The organism is Sporomusa sphaeroides DSM 2875 (assembly GCF_001941975.2).
GTDB lineage: Bacteria > Bacillota > Negativicutes > Sporomusales > Sporomusaceae > Sporomusa > Sporomusa sphaeroides.
Genome location: NZ_CP146991.1, coordinates 2957763 through 2981854 on the forward strand (window position 1 = coordinate 2957763; position 24092 = coordinate 2981854).

The 24092-nt window shown below is 46.1% G+C and carries 20 protein-coding genes and 1 tRNA gene; 1 reads left to right on the forward strand and 20 read right to left on the reverse strand.

Annotated features, from left to right (window positions below):
• Positions 1–10: 10 nt before the first annotated feature.
• The 18 genes from SPSPH_RS13860 to SPSPH_RS13945 form a co-directional block, all read right to left on the reverse strand.
• A complete protein-coding gene (locus tag SPSPH_RS13860; protein ID WP_158027094.1) occupies positions 11–1324 on the reverse strand; it encodes a DUF4209 domain-containing protein in 1314 nt (437 codons plus the stop codon).
• Positions 1325–1384: 60 nt separating this feature from the next.
• A complete protein-coding gene (locus SPSPH_RS13865; protein WP_109298282.1) occupies positions 1385–2284 on the reverse strand; it encodes an IS3 family transposase in 900 nt (299 codons plus the stop codon).
• Entirely contained in the window at positions 2260–2550 is a 291-nt protein-coding gene (locus SPSPH_RS13870; RefSeq protein WP_075754101.1) for a transposase, read from the reverse strand. The genes SPSPH_RS13865 and SPSPH_RS13870 overlap by 25 nt, the downstream gene beginning before the upstream one ends.
• Positions 2551–2584: 34 nt before the next feature.
• Positions 2585–3055 (reverse strand): hypothetical protein, encoded by a 471-nt coding sequence (locus SPSPH_RS13875; RefSeq protein ID WP_075756602.1) that lies wholly within the window; start codon positions 3053–3055, stop codon positions 2585–2587.
• Positions 3056–3247: 192 nt separating this feature from the next.
• A complete protein-coding gene (locus tag SPSPH_RS13880) occupies positions 3248–3556 on the reverse strand; it encodes a hypothetical protein (RefSeq protein WP_143559006.1) in 309 nt (102 codons plus the stop codon).
• Between the two features lie 23 nt (positions 3557–3579).
• Complete coding sequence (locus SPSPH_RS13885) at positions 3580–3801, reverse strand: hypothetical protein (protein ID WP_075756600.1); 222 nt, start codon at positions 3799–3801, stop codon at positions 3580–3582.
• The gene (locus SPSPH_RS13890) at positions 3788–4006 is read right to left on the reverse strand and encodes a SymE family type I addiction module toxin (protein ID WP_198930939.1); all 219 of its coding nucleotides are present in this window, start codon (positions 4004–4006) and stop codon (positions 3788–3790) included. The genes SPSPH_RS13885 and SPSPH_RS13890 overlap by 14 nt, the downstream gene beginning before the upstream one ends.
• A 760-nt stretch (positions 4007–4766) precedes the next feature.
• A tRNA-Ser gene (locus SPSPH_RS13895) sits at positions 4767–4847 on the reverse strand.
• 351 nt (positions 4848–5198) lie between these two features.
• Positions 5199–6041, reverse strand: a complete 843-nt coding sequence (locus SPSPH_RS13900) for a hypothetical protein (protein ID WP_054261081.1) — start codon at positions 6039–6041, stop codon at positions 5199–5201.
• Between the two features lie 213 nt (positions 6042–6254).
• Complete coding sequence (locus tag SPSPH_RS13905; protein ID WP_075756598.1) at positions 6255–10022, reverse strand: hypothetical protein; 3768 nt, start codon at positions 10020–10022, stop codon at positions 6255–6257.
• 195 nt (positions 10023–10217) lie between these two features.
• Positions 10218–10409, reverse strand: a complete 192-nt coding sequence (locus tag SPSPH_RS13910) for a hypothetical protein (protein ID WP_146196591.1) — start codon at positions 10407–10409, stop codon at positions 10218–10220.
• A gap of 205 nt (positions 10410–10614) precedes the next feature.
• Positions 10615–10836, reverse strand: a complete 222-nt coding sequence (locus SPSPH_RS13915) for a SymE family type I addiction module toxin (protein ID WP_075756597.1) — start codon at positions 10834–10836, stop codon at positions 10615–10617.
• 577 nt (positions 10837–11413) lie between these two features.
• The gene (locus SPSPH_RS13920) at positions 11414–13849 is read right to left on the reverse strand and encodes an AAA family ATPase (RefSeq protein ID WP_075756596.1); all 2436 of its coding nucleotides are present in this window, start codon (positions 13847–13849) and stop codon (positions 11414–11416) included.
• Positions 13842–14030 carry a hypothetical protein gene (locus SPSPH_RS13925; protein WP_075756595.1) on the reverse strand — a complete coding sequence of 63 codons (189 nt, stop codon included), beginning with the start codon at positions 14028–14030 and terminating at the stop codon, positions 13842–13844. The genes SPSPH_RS13920 and SPSPH_RS13925 overlap by 8 nt, the downstream gene beginning before the upstream one ends.
• A gap of 4 nt (positions 14031–14034) precedes the next feature.
• Positions 14035–14493, reverse strand: a complete 459-nt coding sequence (locus SPSPH_RS13930; RefSeq protein WP_054261075.1) for a GIY-YIG nuclease family protein — start codon at positions 14491–14493, stop codon at positions 14035–14037.
• 517 nt (positions 14494–15010) lie between these two features.
• The gene (locus tag SPSPH_RS13935) at positions 15011–16423 is read right to left on the reverse strand and encodes an ATP-binding protein (protein ID WP_075756594.1); all 1413 of its coding nucleotides are present in this window, start codon (positions 16421–16423) and stop codon (positions 15011–15013) included.
• Positions 16424–16450: 27 nt separating this feature from the next.
• Entirely contained in the window at positions 16451–19138 is a 2688-nt protein-coding gene (locus SPSPH_RS13940; RefSeq protein ID WP_075756593.1) for a DEAD/DEAH box helicase family protein, read from the reverse strand.
• Positions 19131–20747, reverse strand: coding sequence for a site-specific DNA-methyltransferase (locus SPSPH_RS13945; protein ID WP_075756592.1), 1617 nt, complete (start codon positions 20745–20747; stop codon positions 19131–19133). Before SPSPH_RS13945 ends, SPSPH_RS13940 begins: the two co-directional genes overlap by 8 nt.
• 369 nt (positions 20748–21116) lie before the next feature.
• Here SPSPH_RS13945 and SPSPH_RS13950 point away from each other — a divergent pair, with 369 nt between their 5' ends.
• Positions 21117–21239 carry a hypothetical protein gene (locus SPSPH_RS13950; protein ID WP_269147945.1) on the forward strand — a complete coding sequence of 41 codons (123 nt, stop codon included), beginning with the start codon at positions 21117–21119 and terminating at the stop codon, positions 21237–21239.
• A 989-nt stretch (positions 21240–22228) separates the two neighbouring features.
• Here SPSPH_RS13950 and SPSPH_RS13955 read toward each other — a convergent pair.
• Positions 22229–23044: an ABC transporter ATP-binding protein gene (locus SPSPH_RS13955; protein ID WP_075756590.1), complete on the reverse strand. Its 816-nt coding sequence runs from the start codon at positions 23042–23044 to the stop codon at positions 22229–22231.
• Entirely contained in the window at positions 23041–24054 is a 1014-nt protein-coding gene (locus SPSPH_RS13960) for a FecCD family ABC transporter permease (protein WP_109298256.1), read from the reverse strand. Before SPSPH_RS13960 ends, SPSPH_RS13955 begins: the two co-directional genes overlap by 4 nt.
• Positions 24055–24092: the final 38 nt, after the last annotated feature.

Here is a 24092-nt window from a genome sequence, read left to right on the forward strand (position 1 = left end):
TAAATATCCCTTAACTGTTCTCGCCCAAATCAGCTCTAACCATTTTAAAATTCAAAAGCATACAGAACAACTGAAGTATAATCATAGCGTACTTAAGAGTAAATATAACCGGCGAAGCCAATCCGTGAGCAATATTATTTCTTATGTTCCAACCGGTTTGTGCTACCATGACAGTCTCTATGTACTTGTGAATATCAATCCCTAGCGTTTCCTCCACTTCTGGCCGACTTAAGAATTCCCCAAAGACCTGTTCATGCTGGAACTCTCCCTCTTTTATAACCGTAGTCGGAATATTAATTGCAAAAAACATATCACGTAAACACGCTTCAAATTGTGGAACCAAAATATGTAATGCACTAATATAGTCCTCTGCAAAAAATCTTTCAAAACCGGTTCTAATCAGGTTTTCTCGTTTTGGTTCATAAAAATCCCAATCAAGGTATTTCTGAAGCAATGAGTCCGCAGATAAGCCCTTTTCTTTTAAGATGCCAAAAATCGGCATTAAAAGAAATATGGATTGTAATTCTAAGCGCCAGCAGTACTTTCGCTTAAATTCCAGTTCTTTCTGCTCCTCATACTCCGTTGCTTGAGCGATCCTCCTACCATCTGCTATAACCGAAGTAGGTATTCTTGCCCCTAATATAAACTCTTTAAAATTTTCTTCGATATTTAAATATAACTCAGAGACATCAATAATTAAATTTGGGTCACGTGTAAGAGCTTCTAATATTCTCTCTACATTTCCCAATTCTCGATACCAAGTGAGAACTCGTTCTATATGCTGCCGAAACTCTTCCGGTATAGTCATAGGTGTCATAACCGCTTTAAATTCATTTTCTTGTTCCGCCAAATATGCTTTTTTTAACTTAACTTTCAATTCATTGACTTTGTTGGTTGCGCCAACGTTGAGATAGTGGCGGAGGGCCATTTGCAAAAAACCAGCTTTGACACCTTCTGTTTTTTCCACTCTTCCTTGCTGATGCTCTGCTTCTAGTTCAAACGACAAACCAATCTCCAAATTCAGATCATTTATCGGCTGCTGTAATTTCTTGTTCCAGGCAACCAAACAGGAACACACCCAGCGATGCAATTGGAGATTTTTTTCTTTTAACCAAAAATCACGCGCTTCATCTAATTTTCTTAAGGCTAACTGTGTTATTTCCCTATCAATCATTAAGTTCATTTTGCTATTATCCATAACTTTAAGCAAAATATCTGAAGGCTCAATAACCCATCGGTAGGAATAGATTGAGCCTATTCCAGATAAAAAGTCTGCTATTTCTTCGATAGATTGTTTAAGCAAATCTTCTTTTTTATAGCGCAAACAAAGTTCGGTAGCCCTAGATAATTGATCAATTGTGTAAAGGTATTGAACCATATTGGGCTACGCGGACAGGTTAAATGGCGAGTATCTCCTGATTTCGTACATTAGCGGAGAAATGCCACCTAATGCACTATGACGTCTTTTGGTATTGTAATAATCAAACCAACTTTTGAAGCTTGCAGCGGCTTGGCCAATTGTGGCAAAATAGCGTTTTTTAACATGTTCACCTTTAAACAAGTGGAAAAAAGATTCCATAGGTGCATTGTCGTACGGATTACCTTTGCGGCTCATACTGCCGATCATGCCGTTTTCCTTTAATATGTCTTTGTATTTTTTAGAGGTGTACTGACTGCCCATGTCTGAATGATGCATAAGGCCTTTAGGCGGCCGCTCCCGCAAAATAGCCATATTCAGTGCTTTAGCAGCTAATTCTGCCGTTGGCCGATTTCCTAATGCCCAGCCTACTAGTTTTCTTCTTGCAAGATCTAATACAGCCGCCAAATAGCACCATTTACCGCCAACTCTAACATAAGTAAGATCAGCAAGCCACACGGCATTAAAATCGGTCACATCGAATTTTTGATTTAGAAGATTGGGAAACGCCTGTTCATTTGGATCGGCTTTAGTTGTTTGTGGCTTATATTTACTTTTAATCTGAGCTTTGATCCCATGTTGATGCATGATACGCTGCACCCGGCTGCGGCCTACGGAAACTCCTTTTCCGTTTAATTCTTCATACACCTTCTGAACGCCATAGTTATGATCATTCTCACGTTCAATTTGCTGTATATGTGCCACTAAAACAGCATCTTTTGCAAAAGGTTTTGGACAGCCCGCTTTGACCCAGTTATAATAACTGCTCTTGGAAATTGATAGTACGCGGCATAATTCTCGAACAGCAAATTTCGAGCGGTGGTCATAAATGAATTGATAGATTACTTGCTGTTCTTTGCGAAGTATACCGCCGCTTGCTTTAAAATGGCTACCTCATTTTCTAATTCTTTGATTTTACGTTGTGCTTTCCGCAGCTCGTCAGCATCGGGCTTAAGGTTCCCAGAGCCGGGGAAAGCTTGCTCTGGATTTTCTTTATACTGCTGAATCCATTTATAAATTGTATTTTCATGCAGGCCTAACTCTTCAGCTAAGCTGGGGCAGGTGCGCTCTCCATTTATATATAGTTTTACAATATCTTTCTTAAATTCTGAATCAAATCGTTTTCCTTTCATTATGGACACCTCCTGGTTTTATTGTACCAGCCATTCATGGTGTCCGCAAAAGGCAATACGGTTCATATTCATCACGCTTTTCTTTCGTTGCCAGTCTGGCAACTTGCAATAAGGCCGGAACTAGATTACAAAAAATATCATACTTATTTTTAAACTTCTTTTCACCTTGATAGTCAAGCAATATATCGCCATACCGGCTCTTCAATTGTGGATTTAAACTTTTTGAAAATCGTTCTGCATAATAGTCCAGCTTTTCTTGTGAATATTCATCAATAAAATCGGGCATTCGCCGTTTATATGTCTGTGGATTTATAACAAAGCTTCGTGTATATAACTCTAAAGCATCCAATTCGTATTGAAGTAAATCTACAATTTTATTGTTTTTCTCAGCATTAGCCTCACCTCTCAAACTTCTCAGCGGATTGCTTAGAGTGGATAATTCCAGTACAAAACAATGCTCATCCATGTCTTGGATAACATTTTTAAAACGATTTTCTAATTCCACTTTAACTACCGCCTCTCTGACTTTTAATTTTTAGTCATAAAAGTTAATTCTTCACCATGTAAGGCTCCTCTAAACCTAATAGATTTATGATTAATTATACCATAATATTCCTTTATTAGAGGAACCTAGAGATTTATAAGTCTTTAAAAGAATAAATTGTAGATTACTGCCATAAAAAAAAGCCACCGGCATTCACCGGCAGCCTCCCTGCAAAAACTGAACAACCATCCCCAGCGTCAATACCCCGCCGGCCAGCACCACCAGCCAGAACACCGACAGCAGCAAGCTGTGATCGGCACAGTACCGGACACTCGCCTGGTCCTTCCAGTCCAGTGCGTTCCAGTAGCAAACCCACAGTGCGGCCTCCACCCGCCACCCTCTTACGATCTCGTCCCACATACCGCTGCACCTCCGTTCGTCAGCAGCGGCTCTCCCGCCGCCGTCACCCGGAGGGGCGCAGCGAAAGCGGAGCAGGCGCAGCCTTGACCGGTGTGATACCATGAGAAGACCGGCGGCGGGGAGGCCTAGTACCGTCTTTTCCTGAATACGGTCATTGCCGCACCTAAAGCCCCAATTCCTTCATCCGGGATGAAGCCGTAACAGGTCACCCGTTCCTGGTAGTATTTCAGAGCAGCCGGTGTTAACTGCATCCATATCCATTCAGAGCCGTCAGGGCTGGTCACCAGACGGCCCCATAATCCTTTGCCACGTTTTATCTTCTTTCTGACCTGTTCAATGGCCAGCATGACTGTCGTCTCCCGTTTCTCGCCGCCGGGCCTTAATGAACAGACCGCCATTGCTTTCGGTTACTTCGATCTTTGCCCCGCTTGAAAAACCAAGGTCCTGGAGCCATTTACCCTGCAGCCGGATAAGAAGCCGCCTGTCTTTCCCCTGATTGAGGTATGTATAGTAGACAGTCAGAATGCGTGAACTTTCCCTTTCACTGGACAAATCTATACCCCCTATCGCAAGCTGCAGCAAAGCCCTCCTAATTGAACGGCCCTGCCATTGCTTTTTATAGGGGGAAATTAAAAAGCGCATGCGAGGTTTTTACCCTACACATGCGCTTTGTTTCGTCGGTTTGCTAAAATCCAAATCCAATAAACCGGAACAGAACCGGCTGTCAACAGAAAAGCAGTCAGTAAAATATGTATGCGAACTATTACCTTTTCACCTGCGCGAGTCTGGAAGTGCTCCAACACTTCCGGGTCACGGCGACTCTTTAATTTCCACCTATTGCTAATATAGCCCTTTCTGAGTGTATTGCAAATCAAGCGAGACGGACAGACCAGGATTTTTTATTGACTGATTGCATATTTTACAATCTATGGGTATAATATAAGAAAAGGACTGACGTGCTCGACACACGCCAGCCCAACAGACTGTCTAACCGAACGGTTAGCCCGGATTACGTTATTGAGAAATAACCGCAAACCATGGCGTGGGAGCGGTTATTTCTGTTTTATGATGAACACAACAAGTGTTGCGAATGCGACCATTAAGTACATTGCCTCAAATGTTGACACCATACCACCCCCTTCCTGGAAGGAAGGAGCCAACCGTTCCCCGACAGCCTGTTACGCTTATTATAGCATAATCTTCCAGACTGGAAAAAGAATTTTAAAAACGTACCAAGGAGCAACATAAGGGACAGTTACATAAATTAAAAAATGTCGCAGGCTATTAACCTGCGACATATCTATATCCTTAATGGCGACCCCGGCAGGATTCGAACCTGCGACCTTTTGATTCGTAGTCAAATTTCGCCATCATTTTTCGTTTTCAAAATGTCATGAATGCTTGATAATACTGGATTTTCATCACAGACCGTCACAGAACTTTTTCGCCGCGTTGTTGTACGGTTGTTGTAGTACGGTAACGGCTGGGTACTAGTGAGCTTACGCTTCCTGCTCCGTTTTGGGAGCCGCTCACCGGACGCTTAGTTAGTATAACGCAATCCGGGCAACTTTGCAAGTGTCTTCCGACAAAAAACATTCTGGAAGGTCTGCCATTTACCACCACCTTGCTGTGGTGGTTTTTTTATAGATTTATTTAAAAGTCGGATTCGTCATTCTCTGGAAATGAAGTATTAATCATCATATTCGCATTTAATCGTGTATAGCTTCTTTACAATATAGCTCTTTTATTGGGCGAGCAATGGATGATTTCTAAAGTGTCTCGAAACTTCAAACTCTGGAATATAAGGGGTACTTCTTATGCTATTCATTAAATCCCAATAGTAAAATTTAATCGTTGGATTAGAAATCGTACTTGGGTATTCATAGCTGTATGTGTTCTCTTTGCCGATAGTATATGAGCGAGAAAACTCTGTTTGTAAATAACGATGAATTCCCCACCTAATGTTGTTTAGAAATTCTGCAATTGAACTACTAAGATACCCCAGTATATTTCCATCTCCATGAAACCAGTTTTGGTAATCTTCCAAAGCTAAAAGGCATTCCATTGTTTCTTTGTGCACATTATTATCTTTGAAAATTCTTTGCATCTTTGTTGCACAAGCTGAGAGACGAGTAAAATTATGTTTTGAGATATTTCCGCCTATGTACAAGAAATCTGAATATGTAACCTTTAAGTCAATATTTAGATGAATTGATGGAAACCACAATTGCTTTATCGTAACCTCAGTTTCAAGCCAATTGCAGAATTCCGTAACGGGTTTTATAAGATAGGCTATTGAATTATCTTTGTCAAACACTGGTGATGAACAAACGTCTTTTAATAATGAAATATAGCTTCCTCTTTTCAGCCCAAAGTCGCTTGCTGGGGCCGATAAAAAATCAACAAGATAAATACTAAAATATTCTTGATGAATGCTTGTTTTAAAGCTCACAACTGAACCATACTCATAATGATGAATATCTAAGACGTTATAGTTCACAATCGAATCAATAATATCTAAAGAAGCTTTTAAAATTAAAATCTCCTTTTCCATATCATTCAGGGACAATAGAGGCTTATTTTTCATATTTTAGAATTCACTCCAATATTTTCAAATAAGTTTTCCTTTCTCTTTTTAACTGAACTTGAAAAGACCTATAGATTAGATTGACTACTTTCCCCTGAGACATTGTTCTAACTTATTTGCAAGTCTTTAGAAAAAAGCTTGAAAGTATCCCTTAACTTAAAATAGAGTGTGGATACTAGCGCACCTCTTTCTAAATCTGATTTTAAAGCTTCCCTATTTTACTGACCGAGATAACTCTTCTATTGTTAGAAACGTGACATCCGGGAATCGACTTGCCATATACTTCGTTGGGTTCGGTTTACTGAAACAAACAATATTTCGAATATGAATATTGCGATCACCTATCCCGAGAGTTTTGGCAACCCGTTGAGCCTTTTCATTTAAAAATGCACAACGATCCAAATGTTTTCTCAATTCATCCCTCTTCCCGCTCGGTAATATCTGGCCGCTAAAATGATTCATCTGCTCTGCAATTTCATTTGGGGTTTTAGTAAGCTTTAGATCCTTGCATTCGATAGCTAAAATGTCATCTTGTCCTGGTTTCCACGCAAGGACATCAACATCACCATAATCTCTATCAGGAGTCTTTTCGTTCAGCAATTCAGTTACTTGTATTTCAATACGAATTTCATAGCCTGCCCCTTTCATAACATCCGCAACTTCGGTAACAAATGCGTGACTCTGTCGAGCCTTCTCATCATCTATCCAACGTTTCATTGCTAATGATTTACATTTAGAGGTAGCAATTTCAGCCTCATAGTATTGGGAAATTGTATGTGTAGTTCCATCTGATATCAAACCAGGCGAGATGACGTATCGGGGATTATCGCTATTTTCCAATTGAATGACAGGTCGCGCAACTAAAGACAATGCTCGCCCAAATAGCCAAGGATACCAATCCCTATTGGTAAAACCTTTCGGTGCTTTATCCCAAGCTTCACGGGGCCAAAGCGAAAAACGTTCCAAAAATATCTGAGTGTCTTCTTGAGTTGTAAATTCACTATTGCCGCAATAAGCAAGAAGTTCATCCTTATATGCGATAAAAACACAACGTTCTTTTTCAATTGCTAAGTTTTCTAACGCATCCCGTGTCCCGCGCATTGAATCAATTGATAAACCAAATTCAGCCTTGAATGCGGTTAAAAAATCAGCAGGAAATACTCCTTGTACAGTAGGTAGTGGCTGAGAAGATTCAAAATGTTTCTCATATCGAGCATTCTCATGATCGAGTCGTACCGACTCAAACTCTTGACCAAATGGATCAACCACTTCATCGCGAAAACCGGTATGGGACAAAATATCCCCATTAGGTGCGATTTTAATTTCCGGCTTCATTACCCCTTTTATAATGGCATCTGATAGCCCGCCAAAATTGAATATAAAAAGCATGTCACTCATCAGAGGCGTCAGATCAAGTATACCAACATGTTCTCCACCATCTAAAGGACATTCTGAAATGGCCATTTCTACCAGTAACCGCAAAGCTATCGTTGAGGCGTTACAACGTGCAAGCTGTTCAACCGCTACTGCCTTGGTAGATTCCGGGTTATCGCGCAATGCGATCACCGCTCTAATGGTACGTTGCCACAGTAATCTTTGATTTTCAACACCTTCTATATATCGAAGTGCTTGTTCAATGAACTGTACACGATTTAAAGTATGAAGATTTGCTTGCATCCGTTCCCAAAGTTTCTCTATAACTTTATTCAAAAAACGAGTACTTTCTTCTGCTGTACTAAATCTTTCTCCTTTACTCCGATCCTGCACTAACCAACCTAAGCCTAATTTGCTCATTGCTTCATCTGCACCATCAATAAATAGCTTACTTGACCGGTCATAGTAATTAATGTTATCACGAAAACGAATTGCCTCAAACATATGAAAATATCGAGCGTCATCGTTAGGAACTATTTCGTTTTCAAATATATCTAATAACTCCTCGCAGGGTATTTCACCTGTAAGCTGAAGCGCTCCGTTTGCAACGGCTCGCATAAGCATACGCTCAGCAATATTTTGGGGATTGTGAAAGTTTGCAAAAAATGAATCTTGGAAATTAATACGTATAGTATCTTCTGATTGTTCTATCAAAATTGCATTGCGCGAAGGAAGCACTTGTTTTGTAAAAACGTTTGTATATTCTTGCTTCACATCATCGAAATTCAAAATAACTTGTACTACTTTATTGGCAACCTTATGTAAGCGACGTTCAAAAACGGGGACGGCTCGTCCGAGCCAGTTGTGGACAGCATCCCAGACTTTGAAAACCATATCACGCGATAGTCCTGTTTCTCCACTCTCAGTTGAAACCCACCAAATAGATTGTTTACCGACCCATGCTCCCAATAACTGCCCTTGGCGTACGGCATCTATACAAGCATAAAGAGGTTGATTGACATCATCGGGAAAATAACTATCAATATCTTTTCTCCGCACTCGAACCAACTTGCCATTAGGTAATGGTAAAACATGCAAATCCCAACCTTGACGAATTTTTCTCCGGATCTCAGCAAGAGAATCGGTGGGAATCATCATATGAATTGGTTTATCACCAAACTCAACGTCTGCCGGTATCATTAAATAGTTTGTATCTACCCACCAACCATAAAGGTTCAATAAACCGTTAGCGTTAGCAATTGACACACCTTGTTTTTTTAGGTGCCTTACCTGATTAATTAGTTTCCATAAAAATAAAGGCGAAGTTTCAGATGTCCACGCAAGCGTTTGAAAGTCTGGCGCGGATATGAATTCAACCAACCAATCCGGCGTTTCTTGTACTGCTCGAAATCCATTCGGACGCCCATAGCCACACCCAACCACCAATGTTAAACCTTGCTTAAAACCTTCTTGCTTTCGGAAATAGGAACGAGCATCTTTGATATGTATATTAATTTGGTCATTATATTCATCCATGATTTCAGATTCAAATGACAAAAGGCCATGTTGCTGATACCCGGAAATGCGATCAATTATTACAATGACCTGTATATAACGGCCTGTATCAAATTCTCTGGTAAGAGTCATCAAATATTTATCCTGGACATCTTGTACTGGAATACTCTGCCGAGGAAAGGACGCTCCCATAATAGGATTCTCCTGCAAAAATTCTTGATATTCCATAACAAGGTGTTTATCAAAACTCTCTTGACAACCATGCTGTATCATCCAATTTAAAATATGCGTCCGCACAGCAAAGCTTATGCTATTAGGTAATAGAATAAACCACTTATCACAATTCTTTACTATTGGGTGCTGCTGAAGATCACTCTCCTCTAAGGACTGCTCCTTCAATTTATTTGTATGTTGCAAATCAAAAATAAAAGGCTCAATATCTGCAGGCAAGATTTCAAGACGTTGCAAATCCTCTAATGTAAATACGATAGTTTTACTAAGCGCTTTCAATTCCTTATCAGAAGGGATTCTGACAGCGGCTTTGTCATTACCTCCTCCTGGCAAAAAGCGGTTAAGATGGCGTCGCTCGGCAATTTCTTCACTAAGCATTAAGATTCCGTATACCTCACGTTTCAATTGCCGTGTGCTCGGACCATCCGGTAGTGTTTTAATTATGTTCAACATCCTTTGAAGATAAAAGTCACTACTTTCCCAAATTCCTTCAAAAATTCGGATGTTACCGATGTCAGTAATCACATTAGATATAAACACATCCTCCACCGGATCTTCTAAATGAACGAAAGAAGTCGCACCTAATTCCTTATTCAACCATAAGTGAAGGTGCTGTGCCATCGGTTCTTTCTTTCCCAAGGAATGTGATAGAATAAGATGAATTAACATTTCAAGGCGAAGAGTATTTGCCTGCAACGCCGGTAAAGTTAACAAACCTGAAATTAATGCTGCTGCTTTAATTGGATGAAATGGCCTAAGCTTCTTTTTGATACTTGGCCGATCTTGTATGGTGTGAGAAATTTCTCGGCTTGGGGTCATTGAAGCAAGCATGTCCAAAAAATCATGATAATCCTCGTTCATTATTTCCTCCAATAAGTTAATTTCTCAAGTTAATTTCTCAAGATGCTAAAAGACTTGATTTATTGATATTTTCTATTGTATTCGACATATAAATTTAATTTTCAATATTAACCAACAATTATCCTTTGGGCTTCTAGGTGCAAACTATAAATACATTAAATTATGTTATTCTATTGGCAAAAAAAGCCGCCGGCATCACCGGCAGCCTCCCTGCAAGAACTGTACAACCGTACCCAAAGCCATCAACCCGCCGACCAGCGCCATCAGCCAGAAGACCGACAGCAGCAGGCTATGATCGGCACAGTACCGGATGCTCGGCCGGTCATCCCGGCCTATCGCGTTCCAGTAGCACACCCACAGTGCAGCTTCCACCCGCCACCGTCTCACCAGAAAGTCCCACATACCCCACACCTCCCGCTCATCGGCAGCGGCTCCCCGCCGCCGTCACTCTCCAAAAGAGCGCGGGAGTAAACTTCCTATTGTGCTAAGATTCCGGCGCGGCACACCGCGTCACCCGCAGGGGCGCAGCGAGAGCGGAGCAGGCGCAGCCTTGACCGGTGTGATACAATCATAAGACCGGCGGCGGGGCGTTTCAGCGGCTAGACCTCTCCTTTTCCTTTTCGGTTATTTCGTCGGTTACAGCTTTTATGAGCAAAGCTCCGCTGTGTTCTTCGATCACCACTTTATCACCGCTCTGAAAGCCAAGGTCCTGGAGCCATTTGCCTTGCAAACGAATGAGCGGCCGCCGGTCTTTACCATTGAGGTATGTATAATAGACAGTCAAAATACGTGAGGTTTCCCTTTCACTGGACAAGTATATACCCCCTATCGCAAGCTGCAGCAAGGCCCTTGATCATGGCAAGCACTTGCCGGGCAGCTTTTTTATAGGGGGAAATTAAAAAGCGCATGCGAGGTTTTTATACCCTACACATGCGCTTTGCTTCATCGTCTGCTAAATCCCAACACCAATAAACCGGAACATAACCGGCCTCAACAGAAAAGCGGTCAAGAAATATGTAAGCGAACGCTTGCCCTTCCGTTGACAGTGTATCGGAAATAGGCTTAGTCTCCTGCTACATGAAGTCGCACAGCCTGCGCATCTCCTGCCGGCATCTCCGTTACACGCAGTGCCTCGCTTGTGTTCAAGCGGGCGGCATTGTATAATAGAAATGTCGTCGTGGACAGCTTAGCTGTTACGTGTAGGTAGTGTGTTTACCTGCGCGAGCCTGGAAGTGCTCCAACACTTTCAGGTCACGGCGACTTTTTAATTTCCACCTATTTCTAATTATAGCTCATTTCAAACGAATTGCAAGCCGATGGCTTAAAGGAAAATACTTTTTCTCCGGCATCCTCGATAAGTTCGCAATAAAGTGCGTGGCTGATCGGCGCGCCTACTTCCACGCGTAAGACAGGGCCCCGCAGCGGCAAGATATTTTTTTCTCCGTCTCCGATGCATATCTCGTCGCTATCGACTGCTTGCAGCCGCTGCAATACAGCGCGTTTTCCAAACTTTTAATCTCGTCCCAGAGCCCATTCAAATCGCCTCTTGTCGGAACGTAGGAGCTGTCGTGCGAACCTTTGTTGCCAATAAAGTTGGAACGCTGCAAGCTGTTGAACAAGTCGCCGTGAGCCGCCGCGAAGTCGTCTTTGCTTTTTTTATCGACCCGAGCTTTCAAGGCGGCTAATAATTCCGGTGCCATCCTATCCTCGTTTCTGTCGTTGAACATAAATTTCACCGGAACTTCCAGCCGCTCGGCGATTTCTTTCAGAAACTGTTCCAGGTACACGCGCATTTCGTTGCCCAGCCCCTCCAGCTTGCCCGCGGCCAGCAGCGTCTCGATCTTCGCGCGCTTGTCCTCGTGAGCCTCGTCGGCGTACGTACCCTTGTTATCGTCCCAATAAATATTTTTAACCGCCCAATGTGGATTTCCCTTGACAGCTTTGGAAAAATACTCGAACCATTGTTTTTCATGGGTCAAAGCGATGATTTGATAGTCTTTCAACTTGTCGATCAACAAGTTGGCGAAACGTGTCCGATGATTGCTGTCGAAGCTCGAAATGACGTCATCCAACACAATGAAGCCGTTGCGCGGGTTGAACGCCCGGACTGAAGCGAGAAAAAACGCCAGCCCGAAGCAGTTCAGATGCGATTCGCTGAAGCAGCGCAGCGGCGCGCCAAGCACTTGGCCGTTAAATTGATATTCAATGGCTAGGCCCTTCAATTCGTCGTCGTCGGTCATCGGCACAATGCGCAAGTCCTTTATGGGCTCTCCCGGGTTCATATATTCATAATATTCGTCGATAGCGTTCGAAAAGCCGGCGAGGAAAGCCTCCAGCCCTTCCTTCTGGCGTTGGACGAATGCGTCGTAAATCTTGCTTAACGCGGCCTGTTGCTCGACAATGACGTCGCGCTCTTTTTTCATAGCTGTAAGCTGTTCGTACGCTTTGACAGCCATGGAAAGATTGGTGTGCGCGGCAGTCCTGGCGTTGCCCGCCTCCGCCGCTCTAATCGCCTGGATGCGTTCGTCGCATTGTCCGGATATTTCAACTAACGCTTTTTTATCCAATGCAAGCGAAGCGTCGGGAGCCGCGCCGTCAATTACAGCCTTGCTGGTTTCGGCTTCGAAGGGATTAATCCCCGCCGCCCAGTCTTCCAATCGCTTTTTCAGTTCGCTGAAAACCTTTTCTTCGCCTTCGCCTTTGAAAACAGCGTCGCTCAACAGCGCGGCCAGCGTTTGCCGCAAGCTTGCCGCCGACTGCTTCGCCTTAGCTCGGCTCGCTTCCAGCTTCGACAGTTTGCCCTGCAGTTCGGACAGGCTGGCTATGCGGCCTAGCAATTCATTCTGCAAATCGTTAAGATTTTTGTCTTGCAGGCACAACGGGCATTTAGGCTCGGCGTACGAGCCGCCCGTAAGTACACCAGCTCCGGCTTTCAGCAAATCCAAAAGCGCAAGCTTGGCAATATTGCCCGTATCGGCGAGCAATTGCGCAAACTGCGAAGCGTAGGACTGGTAATCGGCGGCCAGCAAGTCAATCTTCCCATCCATTCCCGCTGTAACGCCTTTAATCTTCTCCAACGCCGCCAACACGGCAATGGCCTTTTCGTCGCCGGACGCTTGCAGCGACGCCAGCGCGGTCGGCGCGTCGCCGACGCTCTTGACCGCCTCCCCTAAGCCAAAAGGGGCCAACTGCTCGCGAACGGCTTCAATGAACTTTTCATCGTCGGGAACGTTGCGCCCTAGGTACTCCAGCAGACTGCGTTGAAACTGGGCGATCTGGTTTTCATATCCCTTGTTTTTCACTTCCCGGCCTAATTCGTTGACCGCCTTTTTCAGCGTGTCGCGCACCGCTGTAACGGAAGAAAAGCCGATAATCTCAGACAACGACTTTAATTTATCGGTTTTCGTATCCAATACGAACTTCGTCAGCTTGTCGTGCCGGACAATAAAATTTTCCCCTTGTGAAGCTTTGATGTATTCTTGAAACTCCGCAGCGGCGTTGCTGAATTTCGCCGTCAGCCTGTCTTTCTTATAAATGATTTCCTTTTCCGCATTTAAGGACTTATCGGTCATGGCCAGCGTCATAAACGCCCTTTCGTTCTTGTCTATGCGCACATTGCGCAAGGCGTCGATGCCGTTGTTCCCGATCTCCTGACAGCTTAGCCGCTCGATTTTATCGGAGTAGTACCACTCCAGCGCGTCGGCGAGGCTGCTTTTGCCCGAGCCGTTGTCGCCGTAGACGATGGCCGACTTGCCGCCGAACTGCAGCGTCATCGGCTCTTTCACCCCGCGAAGGCCGGCGATGGTCATGGTTTCAATCTTAACCATTTTTCAGCGCCTCCTCCCGTAGCGACTGCAGCGAAGCAGCCACTTCCTTCTGTGTGAACTTTTTGTCTCGATGCAAAGACGCCAGCTTCTCCGCCAATGCCTTGTCCACGCCTTCCATGTCCTGCAATTCCGCGAAGAACGCATCGACGATCGCGTCTCCGCTCAATGGGCTGTCACTCATTTGCTCATCCTCCTCCAAAATGTTTCCAGTCGATTTGAAACTCAACGTCAACCTCTTTTTGTTGGATTTCAAAGCCGGTTTTATTGTTGCAAATGGGGTAAACCCCAAATTTGGCGACAAAGTCCAAAATGAAATAGCTTTCTAAGTCTTCAATCCTATGCGGCCACATCGACTTCACCATTTCAAAATTAATAAAGGTAAACTCTAGCGGCTGCGCGGAGCGATAATTGAACAGCCCGGCGTTGCCGGATTGTCCGTCGTAATGCCCTTGCAGGCGGCTGCCTATGCTATTGGTCTTTTTTTCGCTCATGCCGATATAAAGCAGGCGCGACCGGTTAAACGGGTACATGATGTCGCCGGACGTGAGCGCGATGAAGTACAGGCCGACGATGCCGCTAAGCGGCCGGATATAAAACGGCTCGAACCGATTGCATTTTTCAAAATAGATTTGAACTTGACCCATGAGAAAAATTTTCTCCTCGCGTTGTTTTTATTGATACGTTCCGCATCGCATCGCCATAATCCTGCATTTTTCTTCCATATCAATATTGTTAAAGCCGCGCAGTTCGCGGCTTCCTTGCTGCCGGCAGGCCCGTCTGCACGGGACGCGACGGCGCGGGTTTGGCCGCCGTGGCCGGTGCGCTCCCCTGCCAGGCAGACTGTTGCAAATAAAACAGGCTTACGATGTGCGGCCACACGGGTTTTGTGGCTGCTCATGGTAAGCCGTCTTATTTGCCGCTCGGCATTGTAGTGGCGACTTCCCCTCCCGTTTGTTCTTCGGGAGGGGGACAGGGTGGGTTCCTAAAGCGGAACCGTCGATATGGCTATAATGGTTGACAAAATTTTCTTGTTTCAGGACATTTGATAATTATAGGAGCACCAATGTCATTGCTGAAACTCCATATAAATCTAAATTCTACATAATTTTTATTTGCACACTGCCAGCTTATTTTCCGGCTTATTCCGGCTTATTTTTCGGCTTATTCCGGCTCATTATTTTCTTCACGCATAAGAAACCATTTTGCACCGCGTCCATAACCTTCTAGCACGACCATTCCCAATTTTTTCAGATGATATAAATCATCACGCACCGTAGTCTCAGCAGGCGGCTTCGTCATTCTCGCCATAATTTTCCGTAACGGCAATGAATCCTCCGCCAATATCTGCAAGATTTCTCGCTGCCGTGTCGTCAAATCATGGCCAATACGGTGCGGTGCAACATACGCTCGGGGAAGAAACCTGACTCCTACCGACCCGGCTTGCTCGATAAACTCAGGCTCCGGATGCCCTGCCTTCACACAAAGTTCAACAATCGTCTGCGTGCCTCTGCCCCATCGTTCCACCAATCCACGACGGAAAAACACATCCGCAATAAGCGGATTGCGTGGACGGGAAGGATGGTCACGCTTTAAATCTTCAACCTTTAGCCCAAAAGGCAATATCCCTTCGCTCCAGATTTCCAGCCGATCATCAAATATGGCCACACTGACTGCTCCGCCAGGGTTAGCATAATCCCGGTGGCAAAAGGCATTTACCAATGCCTCGCGTAACGCCAGTGGCGGGAAGATCGGTTCATCAATCCGCTCAATCACACCTGGTGTAATCTTACCGGCAACAGGTAAATGCCGTTGAATAAAAAACATCGCTTCATCCAAAAGACTAAACGCATGCCCATAAAGCTGCTTGTTATCCAGAAACTCGGTTTTATTCGTCCCTTTAAACCGGGCCAATCGAATCTGGCATTGTGTATAATTGGGCAGAAAAACTTTGCCAAACAATACAACGGCGGCATTGATAATCGTACCGTTTGAACGTAGGCCTAGCCGATCCAAAATATCGGCAGGATCAATGCCCGTACTTTCCGGAAGCCGGCCAGCGGCGATTCCCGTCCGAACCGTTTTAAGGATCTCTTCCCGATCCAGATCCATTAAATCAACTCCGGCAGCCGCTGCATTTTCCCAGCGATTTTGGCTATGAGCCCGGTTCAATAATAGCTGCTGATACATATCTTGCGGCATAACAGCAGTAGTTGTTCCCGTACGATAATAAGGCCGGCCGTCAAAAATGTAGGGACGTGCTTCCGGCACCGGTATGGCTTCTAAAACTAATATTTCCAGAGAAGAATTTTCTAGTGCCACCTGAGTCATTGCAATATGAGTTGTTGGCTCTATATTACGGATGGTATTAGCAATATCCTGAAGAGTTTTGTCCGTTATATTCTGTCCAACCATCTTTCCTTCGGGCGTCACACCGATAATAACCTTGCCTCCATGACCGTTCAAGAATGCACATAACGATTCAGCGGCCCTGGTGAGTTGGCCGGTAGATTTTTTTAACTCTAAAACTTCAGACTCGCCATTTTTAATAAGGTTATGTATCTCATCAAGCGTCATTAAGTCTCACCCCCAGTCAAATACATGTTACTTCACCGTAAACGTTGCCGCTAACCCTTGTATCGTCATATTCTCCTGCACACTAGTATGAGGTACAAGAATATACCGCCACGGTTTCCCCCCCACCGCCAATTCATGGGCAGTGGCATGTTTACACCACTGTATAGCGGCAGCAGCTTTGTCCTGCACATTCTGGGATGCTACTTCATTGGCCGCCTTGGTTTCGGCTAAGATTTTTTCAGTTTCCGTTTCGACAACGAAATCCGGCTCATAGGATTGGTCACTGCGATAGTGAATTTGCAATTGCCCTTTAGCAGGCTTGAACCATTTCCTGGCTGATGGATCGTTTTCACAAATGACGGCGAAACGCCGTTCGGCATCGGAATCAAATTTCTGCTGCGGGTACAAACATTTCAGGAAACCACCAAACACCAGACTACTCATGTTTCGCAAATCTGCCGGCGGCTGGCGAAAATCCCGCACGGCTTCGCTGGCAGCATAGGTATTGCTCTTTAGCGTAGTAAACCCTTTGGTTATACGCACCTCATATTCGGTAGCCCGTTCATAATAGTGCTGCTTCATCTGGGTGTGAATGAGTTCCGCCAGTCGCTGTTGGTTATATTGCAAGACATTGGCCACATCTTCCGGAGTAGACAAATACGACTGTAAATGCCGCACCACCTCTCCGGATAGCTTGTACAACAAATCCGCGTGGTCATCGTAAGATATATCAGGATACTCCATTAGGGCAAATACTAAATAATCTTCCAATCTTTGAACGGCCGTAACACCTGAGCCCAGATGAATACGCAAGCGCTGATCGGTGCGTAAATGCTGGACTAACAATTCTTCCGATACCGGTTGTAATTGAATGCCGCTGACTTCAAGCTCAAAATCTTCATACCCCCAGGTTACTTCTCCCTTGGGCTGAACGACAATACGCGGAATGTCAATGGTTTTCTCAATGACCGCTTGTACCACTCGCTCCACGACACTTTCCAACTGCTCTTTCTCCATTGTCAATGCATTGGGATCATCAATTAATGTACCCTGTGGTGACGCATGGGTTATGTCAGTCGCTCTTGTTACAATATATTGACGAACCTCTTCCTTGGCCAGTTGTCTGGATGAAGGCAAATGTTCCAACTCCCGGACAATATCGTACACAACCTGAGCCGTTTGCGTTTCCTCCGGCTGAAACAGTGGTGTTGCAGCCGGACGGGTAGTTCCTGCACTATTTGCTTCGTTGCCCACGCTACCGGCAAGGGTTTGTAAGATCACCGGCGGGGCTGTAACCACCTGCTTCGCTGCGCGTGCCACATCCCGGCCGATCAATACTCCCCGACGGATAATGGAATTTGGATCACGGGCCTCATCAATAATCGCCTGGAAATGATCGTGAGCAATAATTGTCAAACGGTCTACCGCTTCTACGCCTGTGCGCTTGCCATAAGGCAAACGCAACCCCCGCCCAATGGACTGTTCCACCAAAGTCCGGGAATTGGCCGCCCGCAGGGGAATAATGGTATACAAATTAGTGACATCCCAGCCCTCTTTCAGCATGTTGACATGAATAACAATCTCCACCGGATTGTCCGCCTTTTCCACGCTCATGAGCTGCTCAATCGTTTCGTCTTTTTCCTCCCCGCGTTGATTGGAATGGACTGTAATCACCTTACCCTTATACTTGCCGCCAAAAAAGGCGGCATCTTCCATCGTTGCCAGCAAGGCATTAGCCTGTTCGGTATCAACCGCAACAACAAGTACAAAGGGCTTGACTATCGGCAAATGATGCTCGCGGGCGTACACTTCCAGTTCTACTTTAGTCTCTTCATGCACCAGAATGCCGTCTTCCAGTTTTAGCCGCTCCAACTGCGTCTCGGTGTAATTATCGGCATTAAAGTTTTCCCGTGTCGCAACTGCCGGTTCTTTGACAAATCCGTCCTGCATAGCCTGGTATAAAGGATAACTGTAAATTACATTTTTAAAGGGCACGGACTTTGCTCCCGCTTCCACTTGAGGCGTGGCGGTAAGTTCCAGTCCCAGTACCGGCTTGAGTTCGTTAAGAACCCGCACACCCGCTGTCGCCCGGTAACGATGAGATTCATCCATAATCAAGGTCAAATCAGGCAAAGATACCAAATAATCGAAGTAGCTCTGACCGATGTATTCCGAAAGCCGCTTGATGCGTGGCGTTTTGCCGCCCCGGACTTCTGAATTGATCTTGGATATGTTAAAAATATTCACGTTGATGCCTTCAAATAATGCGCCGCTTTGCAGATGCTGTCCTAGATTGTAGTTATCACCGGTAATAATGTTCGGATATTGATGGACAAACTCCCCAATGCCTTGAAACACGTATTTGGCGGTATTTGGTGTAAAATCGGTAATCAATTTATTGTAAATGGTTAGATTCGGGGCCAGTACAAAAAAATTATTCATACCCTTGGCCAAATGCAAATACGCAATAAAGGCTCCCATCAGACGTGTTTTGCCAACCCCGGTAGCCAGGGCGAAACAAAGCGAAGGGAACTCCCGCTCAAACTCTTCAACATGGGGGTAAAGCGCTTTGATTTGCTCCAGTGCCGCCGCTACGTCAGTCGTCTTATCCAACGTTACTGTATCCGCAATATCTGCCAGTATGCCTAATGATTCTGCCTGCGGTGTTCTAAGACTCATACGGGCACTAATGGATCGAACTAACTTCTCATTCATCTTCTCCACCCCACAATTCAGTCTGGCCGGTTTCCGCCTGGTATTCCAGCTGACTGACCTGCAAGCTGTAATCGTCGCGGCCAAATTCACAGCGGGCCAGTACCGCAGCAGGAATCCGTTTCAACGTAATCTGGGGATAGTCTTCTTCCCGGCACAGAAACGCGGTGCAGCAAATCAGTACTGTTTCCCGGCCGCCCATTTGATCAGCGATTCTTTCCAACAACGCCGCCGTGACCGGAACGGTGGTCGTATAAATAAAATCATGTTCTGTCGACTGCCCTTGTTTCCAGAATACTGTCTCATTAGGAGCGTACGTAAAGCCTTCGTGCTTGCACATTGCCTCCGCCAGCATCTCGGCATTATATTCCTTGCTAATGATCCAATTACCGTACTTGTCCTTTTGTAAAAGGCTGGGAGCCAGCTTATAATAACGGAATCCCCCACCGCCCTGCCAGTTGACAGCCTTCGATATGCCGCCTTGATCGGTACCGTCAATCACTTTTTGCAGGCGCGGTATGATATGGGTGTGGCAATGTTCTCCCAATTCAATCATAATCCACCGGCGGCCCATTTTGTGAGCAACTGCGCCGGTGGTGCCGGAACCAGCAAAGGAGTCGAGGACGAGGTCACCTGGTTGAGTGGCTAAACTTAATATTCGATAGATTAACCGTTCTGGCTTTGGAGTATCAAATACATTATCCGCTCCAAAAAGACCGATAATTTCTTTTTTTGCTTCTTGCGTATGTCCGACTTCAGAATTTGGCCACCACGTCCAAGCCGTTTGTCCCTCAGATTCATTTAGATACGTCTTTCGACGAGGTACTCCTTTGCCGTCTTTACCAAACCAAATTCGCCCTTCAGATACTAATTGAAGGAAAACGGACTCTATATTTTTCCAACACCGTCCTGTTGGAGGATCGTACGTTACCCCGCCAGGAGTCACGATTTTATACATTTGATTTGGTCTATAGCCTTGCGCTGTATAGTCGGAAGATACCCATGGTCCACGAGGATCATGATCAGGATTTTTGTATGTTTTTACTTGTTCCTCTGTTTTAGGTAGTTTATTTATAACCTGTCGAAAAATTTCATAATTTTTTGCATAAATAATGATATGATCATGCCCGGCGCCAAGAGTTGCACGCATATCAGGTGAAGTTCTTTTTTGCCATACTACATTAGCTACAAAATTAGTTCGACTAAATATTTCGTCACACAGCACTTTTAAATAATGCGCTTCATTATCATCGATAGTAATCCATAACGATCCATCTGCTGATAAAAGTTTATGCAAAAGTACTAACCGATCTCTCATCATGGATAGCCACAAAGAGTGCTCCATCCCATCGTCATAATGCTCAAATGCACTCCCCGTATTATATGGCGGGTCAATGAATACACACTTTACCTTACCTGTAAACTCCTGCTCCAGTGCCTTTAACGCCAATAAATTATCGCCAAAAATCAGCCGGTTATCAAAAATATCGTTACCACTTACCCGAAACTTCGCATGATAGGATTTTTCCGGGTCTTCCAGCAAAATGCGAGGTTCCAGTCGTGGCTGTTCCTCTTTACCAACCCAGGTTAGCTCCAGTTTTTGTTTACTCATGATTCCATTCCTTCCTAATCACTAATACTAGTAAAAAACCTCCCGGTGATACTAACCGAGAGGCCATTGGTTCCCCAAATAACTATCAAGGCCACAGTCATAAATGAGCGAACATCTTCACTGTGCACTAATTTATCAAAAATGAGTGAGACCTCACTTTATCTAATCAAGCTATGCAAAACCATTTTATATTTCAATATATTAAATTTTATCACCACTTTTGGATATTGACAAGAATGCTGATGCTTTGTGTGTTTATATCTTACAGTAGTCTAATTGTCAGTACCTGTCCCCGCGGTTTCAAATGCGGCCTTTTTATTTCTTCGCCGCGCAGTTCGCGGCTCCCTTGCTGCCGGCAGGCCCGTTCGCATGGGGCGCGGCGGCGCGGGTTTGGCCGCCGTGGCCGGTGCGCTCCCCCTGCCAGGTAACTTACAGCAAACAAAACAGGCTTACGATGTGCGGCCGCGTGGTTTTGGCGGCTGCTCATGGTAAGCCGTTGATTAGGCTGTAGGCACCGGGCTGCCGCTTCCCCCTCCCGTTTGTTCGTTCGGGAGGGGGATTAAGGGGGTGGGTCCCCTGGAGCGTAACCGGGCCGTCTGGTGCCGCCGCCGTTTGATTGCCTCCCGACTAGTGAAGGGCCCTGCCGCGGCCGCGTACCCCCCAATTTGTTCGGCCGCTCCTTAGCGGGGGGTTTGGGGGGTAGTCCTTCCCGTTAGGGCGCCCGGAGTCCTCCCTTCCCCCCGAATTTCAATCGCGGCCCACCGCTTGACGGCGACGCCATTCCGGTGGGATGGGGGGCTCGGGGGGAAGGGAGGACGGAGAGTGGACACATGCTTTTCGTGTCCACGGGGCGGGACGGGCGCGGCCGCGGCAGGGCACGAACGGTTTGCTCGCATCAAGCCAGACGAGTGGCGGCAGGTGGCCCGGTGGAGCGGTTCGGGCTTTGTTTGTCGTTCCCGGCGGTCGGCAGGGCGCCCGGCTGGGTCGGCCGGTGGTTTTGCGGGCGGTCCGGCCGGAGTGTCCTGCCGAGGCCCCGCGCAGCGTGCGGGGCCAGCCGACGGTACCCCGTTCCCCCGGCAGTCCGAGTGCGAGCGCTAGGGAGTGCTCCGGTCTGCGTCCCCTTGCCCGGACTAATGACAGCCGCCTGGCAGGATACGGCTCTAAGCGCAGCGGTGGCCGAACGGGAGCGGATGAGGAGAGTGCAGCGTCAGCGGAACGCCGCAAGGAGCGGACGGGCAGCCATAGAGTGGTATCCGTTGTACCGGCACTGAGCGGAGCAGCCTGATCAATGAGGCTCGAAAAAATGGTTTTCTTTTTCGTTAGCCGAATTATGCAAGGCTGACGGCAGGCGGAAGACGCGGCAGCGGCTGCAGCGCCGCCCGCAGGGATGCGGAGCGGGCTTTGCACGACAATTTTCCTTGCGCCTAAATCAGTCTCCACAAAAAACAAAGCCCGCGAAATACAATCGCGAGCAAAAATTATTAAGAACTACTGTATGCTTCTTCTGCACGATCAAAGCTTTCTAGCACAACAAAAGCTTTGATACTCTCGTCATGATAGGGAACCGATAAAATTTTAGCCTCGATATCAAAATACTCTTTAACCCGCTGTTCGGTAATAATCTCCTGCGTTTTTCCGAACAGATATGAATTCTTCCCAAGCAGCAGCGTCGTATCCGCCAGGCGCAGCGCATGTTCCGGGTAATGGGTATTCATAATGCAGGATATGCCGCGTTCCTTTACCAGCGTTTTAATGAGATGCAGCATCATGAACTGGTTTTTGAAATCAAGATGAGACTCAGGTTCATCAAGCACCAGCACCTTAGGCTCACCGGCTAGAGCTCTCGCAATAAATACCAGTTGCAATTGACCGCCGCTTAATTGCGTGCAGGGCTTGTCCCGAATAGGGACTATGCCTACCTGCTCCATTGCCTTATCCACAATTTCCTTGTCATACCGGGAGGGCACGGAGCAAACGCCGATATGACGTGCGCGTCCCATGGTTACTACTTCCCTGACCGTATAGGGAAAAGAAAGACTGTGGGCCTGCGGCACATACCCGATAGGATAATGCTTTTGCACCTCCCGCGAAGTTCCCATAGGGGTTCCGTTGATCAGCGTCTGCCCCTGGGTCCATTGCAAGATTCCTGTCATACACTTTAACATAGTCGTTTTGCCGATACCATTGGGACCGAGTATGGTCATAATCTCTTGTTCCCCAAGAACAAAAGAGATATCCCTCAGTATGTCATTGTCTTTTGTATATCCGAAATAGCCGTGCTTCACTTCCAGTATCATTGCCAATCACCTTTCGCTTGCTTAAATAGTAAGGCAAAAAACGGCGCACCGACCAGGGCTGTCAATATGCCAATGGGGATTTCCGCCGCAGTTACCGTCCGGGCCATCATATCAACAAGAATCATAAACGCTGCCCCGACAACACAGGAAACAGGCAGCAGATTTTTATGATCCACTCCGCTCAGCATACGGCAGATATGCGGTATGACCAAACCGACCCAGCCGATCACACCCGTAACGGTCACACAGGCGGCGGTAATCAGCGTCGCCATGACAATAATAACCAGCCGGGTCTTTACTGGATTAACTCCCAAAGAATAGGCATCTTCATCCCCCAATGACAGAATGTTGATACGCCACCTCAGCATGAGCAGCGCAATCGTCCCCAGTAAAATGGGAACCCCGACCAATTGTAAATTGCTGTACGAGGCGCTGGCAAAGCTGCCCATCAGCCAATACGTAATAGCTGGCAGCTTGTCATAGGGATCGGCGACGTATTTAATCAAAGAGATGAGTGCGCTGAATACCGCAGAAATGATCATGCCGGACAGCACCAGGGACAACGTAGACGATTCGCCGCGCAGCTTGGAAAGCGTATAGGTCATAAAAACACTCACAATGCCAAAAAAGAGCGCCATAGCTGTAGCAAGATGATTCATTCCTGAGAGCAAGATACCGAACGCCGCCCCAAAGGCCGCTCCCGAACTGACGCCCAGCACATCAGGGCTGACCAGGGGATTTCTAAAAATCCCCTGGAACGCTGCTCCGGCAACAGCCAGTCCCGCACCGACAAAACTATTCAACAAGGTCCGTGGCAGCCGGAGATTCCAGACAACGGAAAACGCCATGCCGTCCCCTTCTTCACCGCGCATTCCATCAAGCAGTATGCTGCCGACCTCATGGGGAGGAATTACATAACGGCCCCCAAAAAGAGATACGAAAAAGGCAATCAGCAGCACAGCCAATACAGCCATCCACACAAACTTCAAATTCTGTTGTTTACACATCATGCTTCGCTTCCCTCGCTCCTCCAATCAAAACAACAACT

Excerpts from the sequence above, each read along its gene's own strand:
- SPSPH_RS13900 (WP_054261081.1), bottom strand. The coding sequence starts at position 6,041 with ATGAAAAATAAGCCTCTATTGTCCCTGAATGATATGGAAAAGGAGATT.
- SPSPH_RS13940 (WP_075756593.1), bottom strand. The coding sequence starts at position 19,138 with ATGAATGAGAAGTTAGTTCGATCCATTAGTGCCCGTATGAGTCTTAGA.
- SPSPH_RS13950 (WP_269147945.1), top strand. The coding sequence starts at position 21,117 with ATGGGGCGCGGCGGCGCGGGTTTGGCCGCCGTGGCCGGTGCGCTCCCC.
- SPSPH_RS13960 (WP_109298256.1), bottom strand. The coding sequence starts at position 24,054 with ATGATGTGTAAACAACAGAATTTGAAGTTTGTGTGGATGGCTGTATTG.
- SPSPH_RS13885 (WP_075756600.1), bottom strand. The coding sequence starts at position 3,801 with ATGCTGGCCATTGAACAGGTCAGAAAGAAGATAAAACGTGGCAAAGGA.
- SPSPH_RS13945 (WP_075756592.1), bottom strand. The coding sequence starts at position 20,747 with ATGAGTAAACAAAAACTGGAGCTAACCTGGGTTGGTAAAGAGGAACAG.
- SPSPH_RS13870 (WP_075754101.1), bottom strand. The coding sequence starts at position 2,550 with ATGAAAGGAAAACGATTTGATTCAGAATTTAAGAAAGATATTGTAAAA.
- SPSPH_RS13935 (WP_075756594.1), bottom strand. The coding sequence starts at position 16,423 with ATGACGCTTGATGAGATACATAACCTTATTAAAAATGGCGAGTCTGAA.
- SPSPH_RS13880 (WP_143559006.1), bottom strand. The coding sequence starts at position 3,556 with ATGGTATCACACCGGTCAAGGCTGCGCCTGCTCCGCTTTCGCTGCGCC.
- SPSPH_RS13920 (WP_075756596.1), bottom strand. The coding sequence starts at position 13,849 with ATGGTTAAGATTGAAACCATGACCATCGCCGGCCTTCGCGGGGTGAAA.
- SPSPH_RS13905 (WP_075756598.1), bottom strand. The coding sequence starts at position 10,022 with ATGAACGAGGATTATCATGATTTTTTGGACATGCTTGCTTCAATGACC.
- SPSPH_RS13925 (WP_075756595.1), bottom strand. The coding sequence starts at position 14,030 with ATGAGTGACAGCCCATTGAGCGGAGACGCGATCGTCGATGCGTTCTTC.
- SPSPH_RS13930 (WP_054261075.1), bottom strand. The coding sequence starts at position 14,493 with ATGGGTCAAGTTCAAATCTATTTTGAAAAATGCAATCGGTTCGAGCCG.
- SPSPH_RS13955 (WP_075756590.1), bottom strand. The coding sequence starts at position 23,044 with ATGATACTGGAAGTGAAGCACGGCTATTTCGGATATACAAAAGACAAT.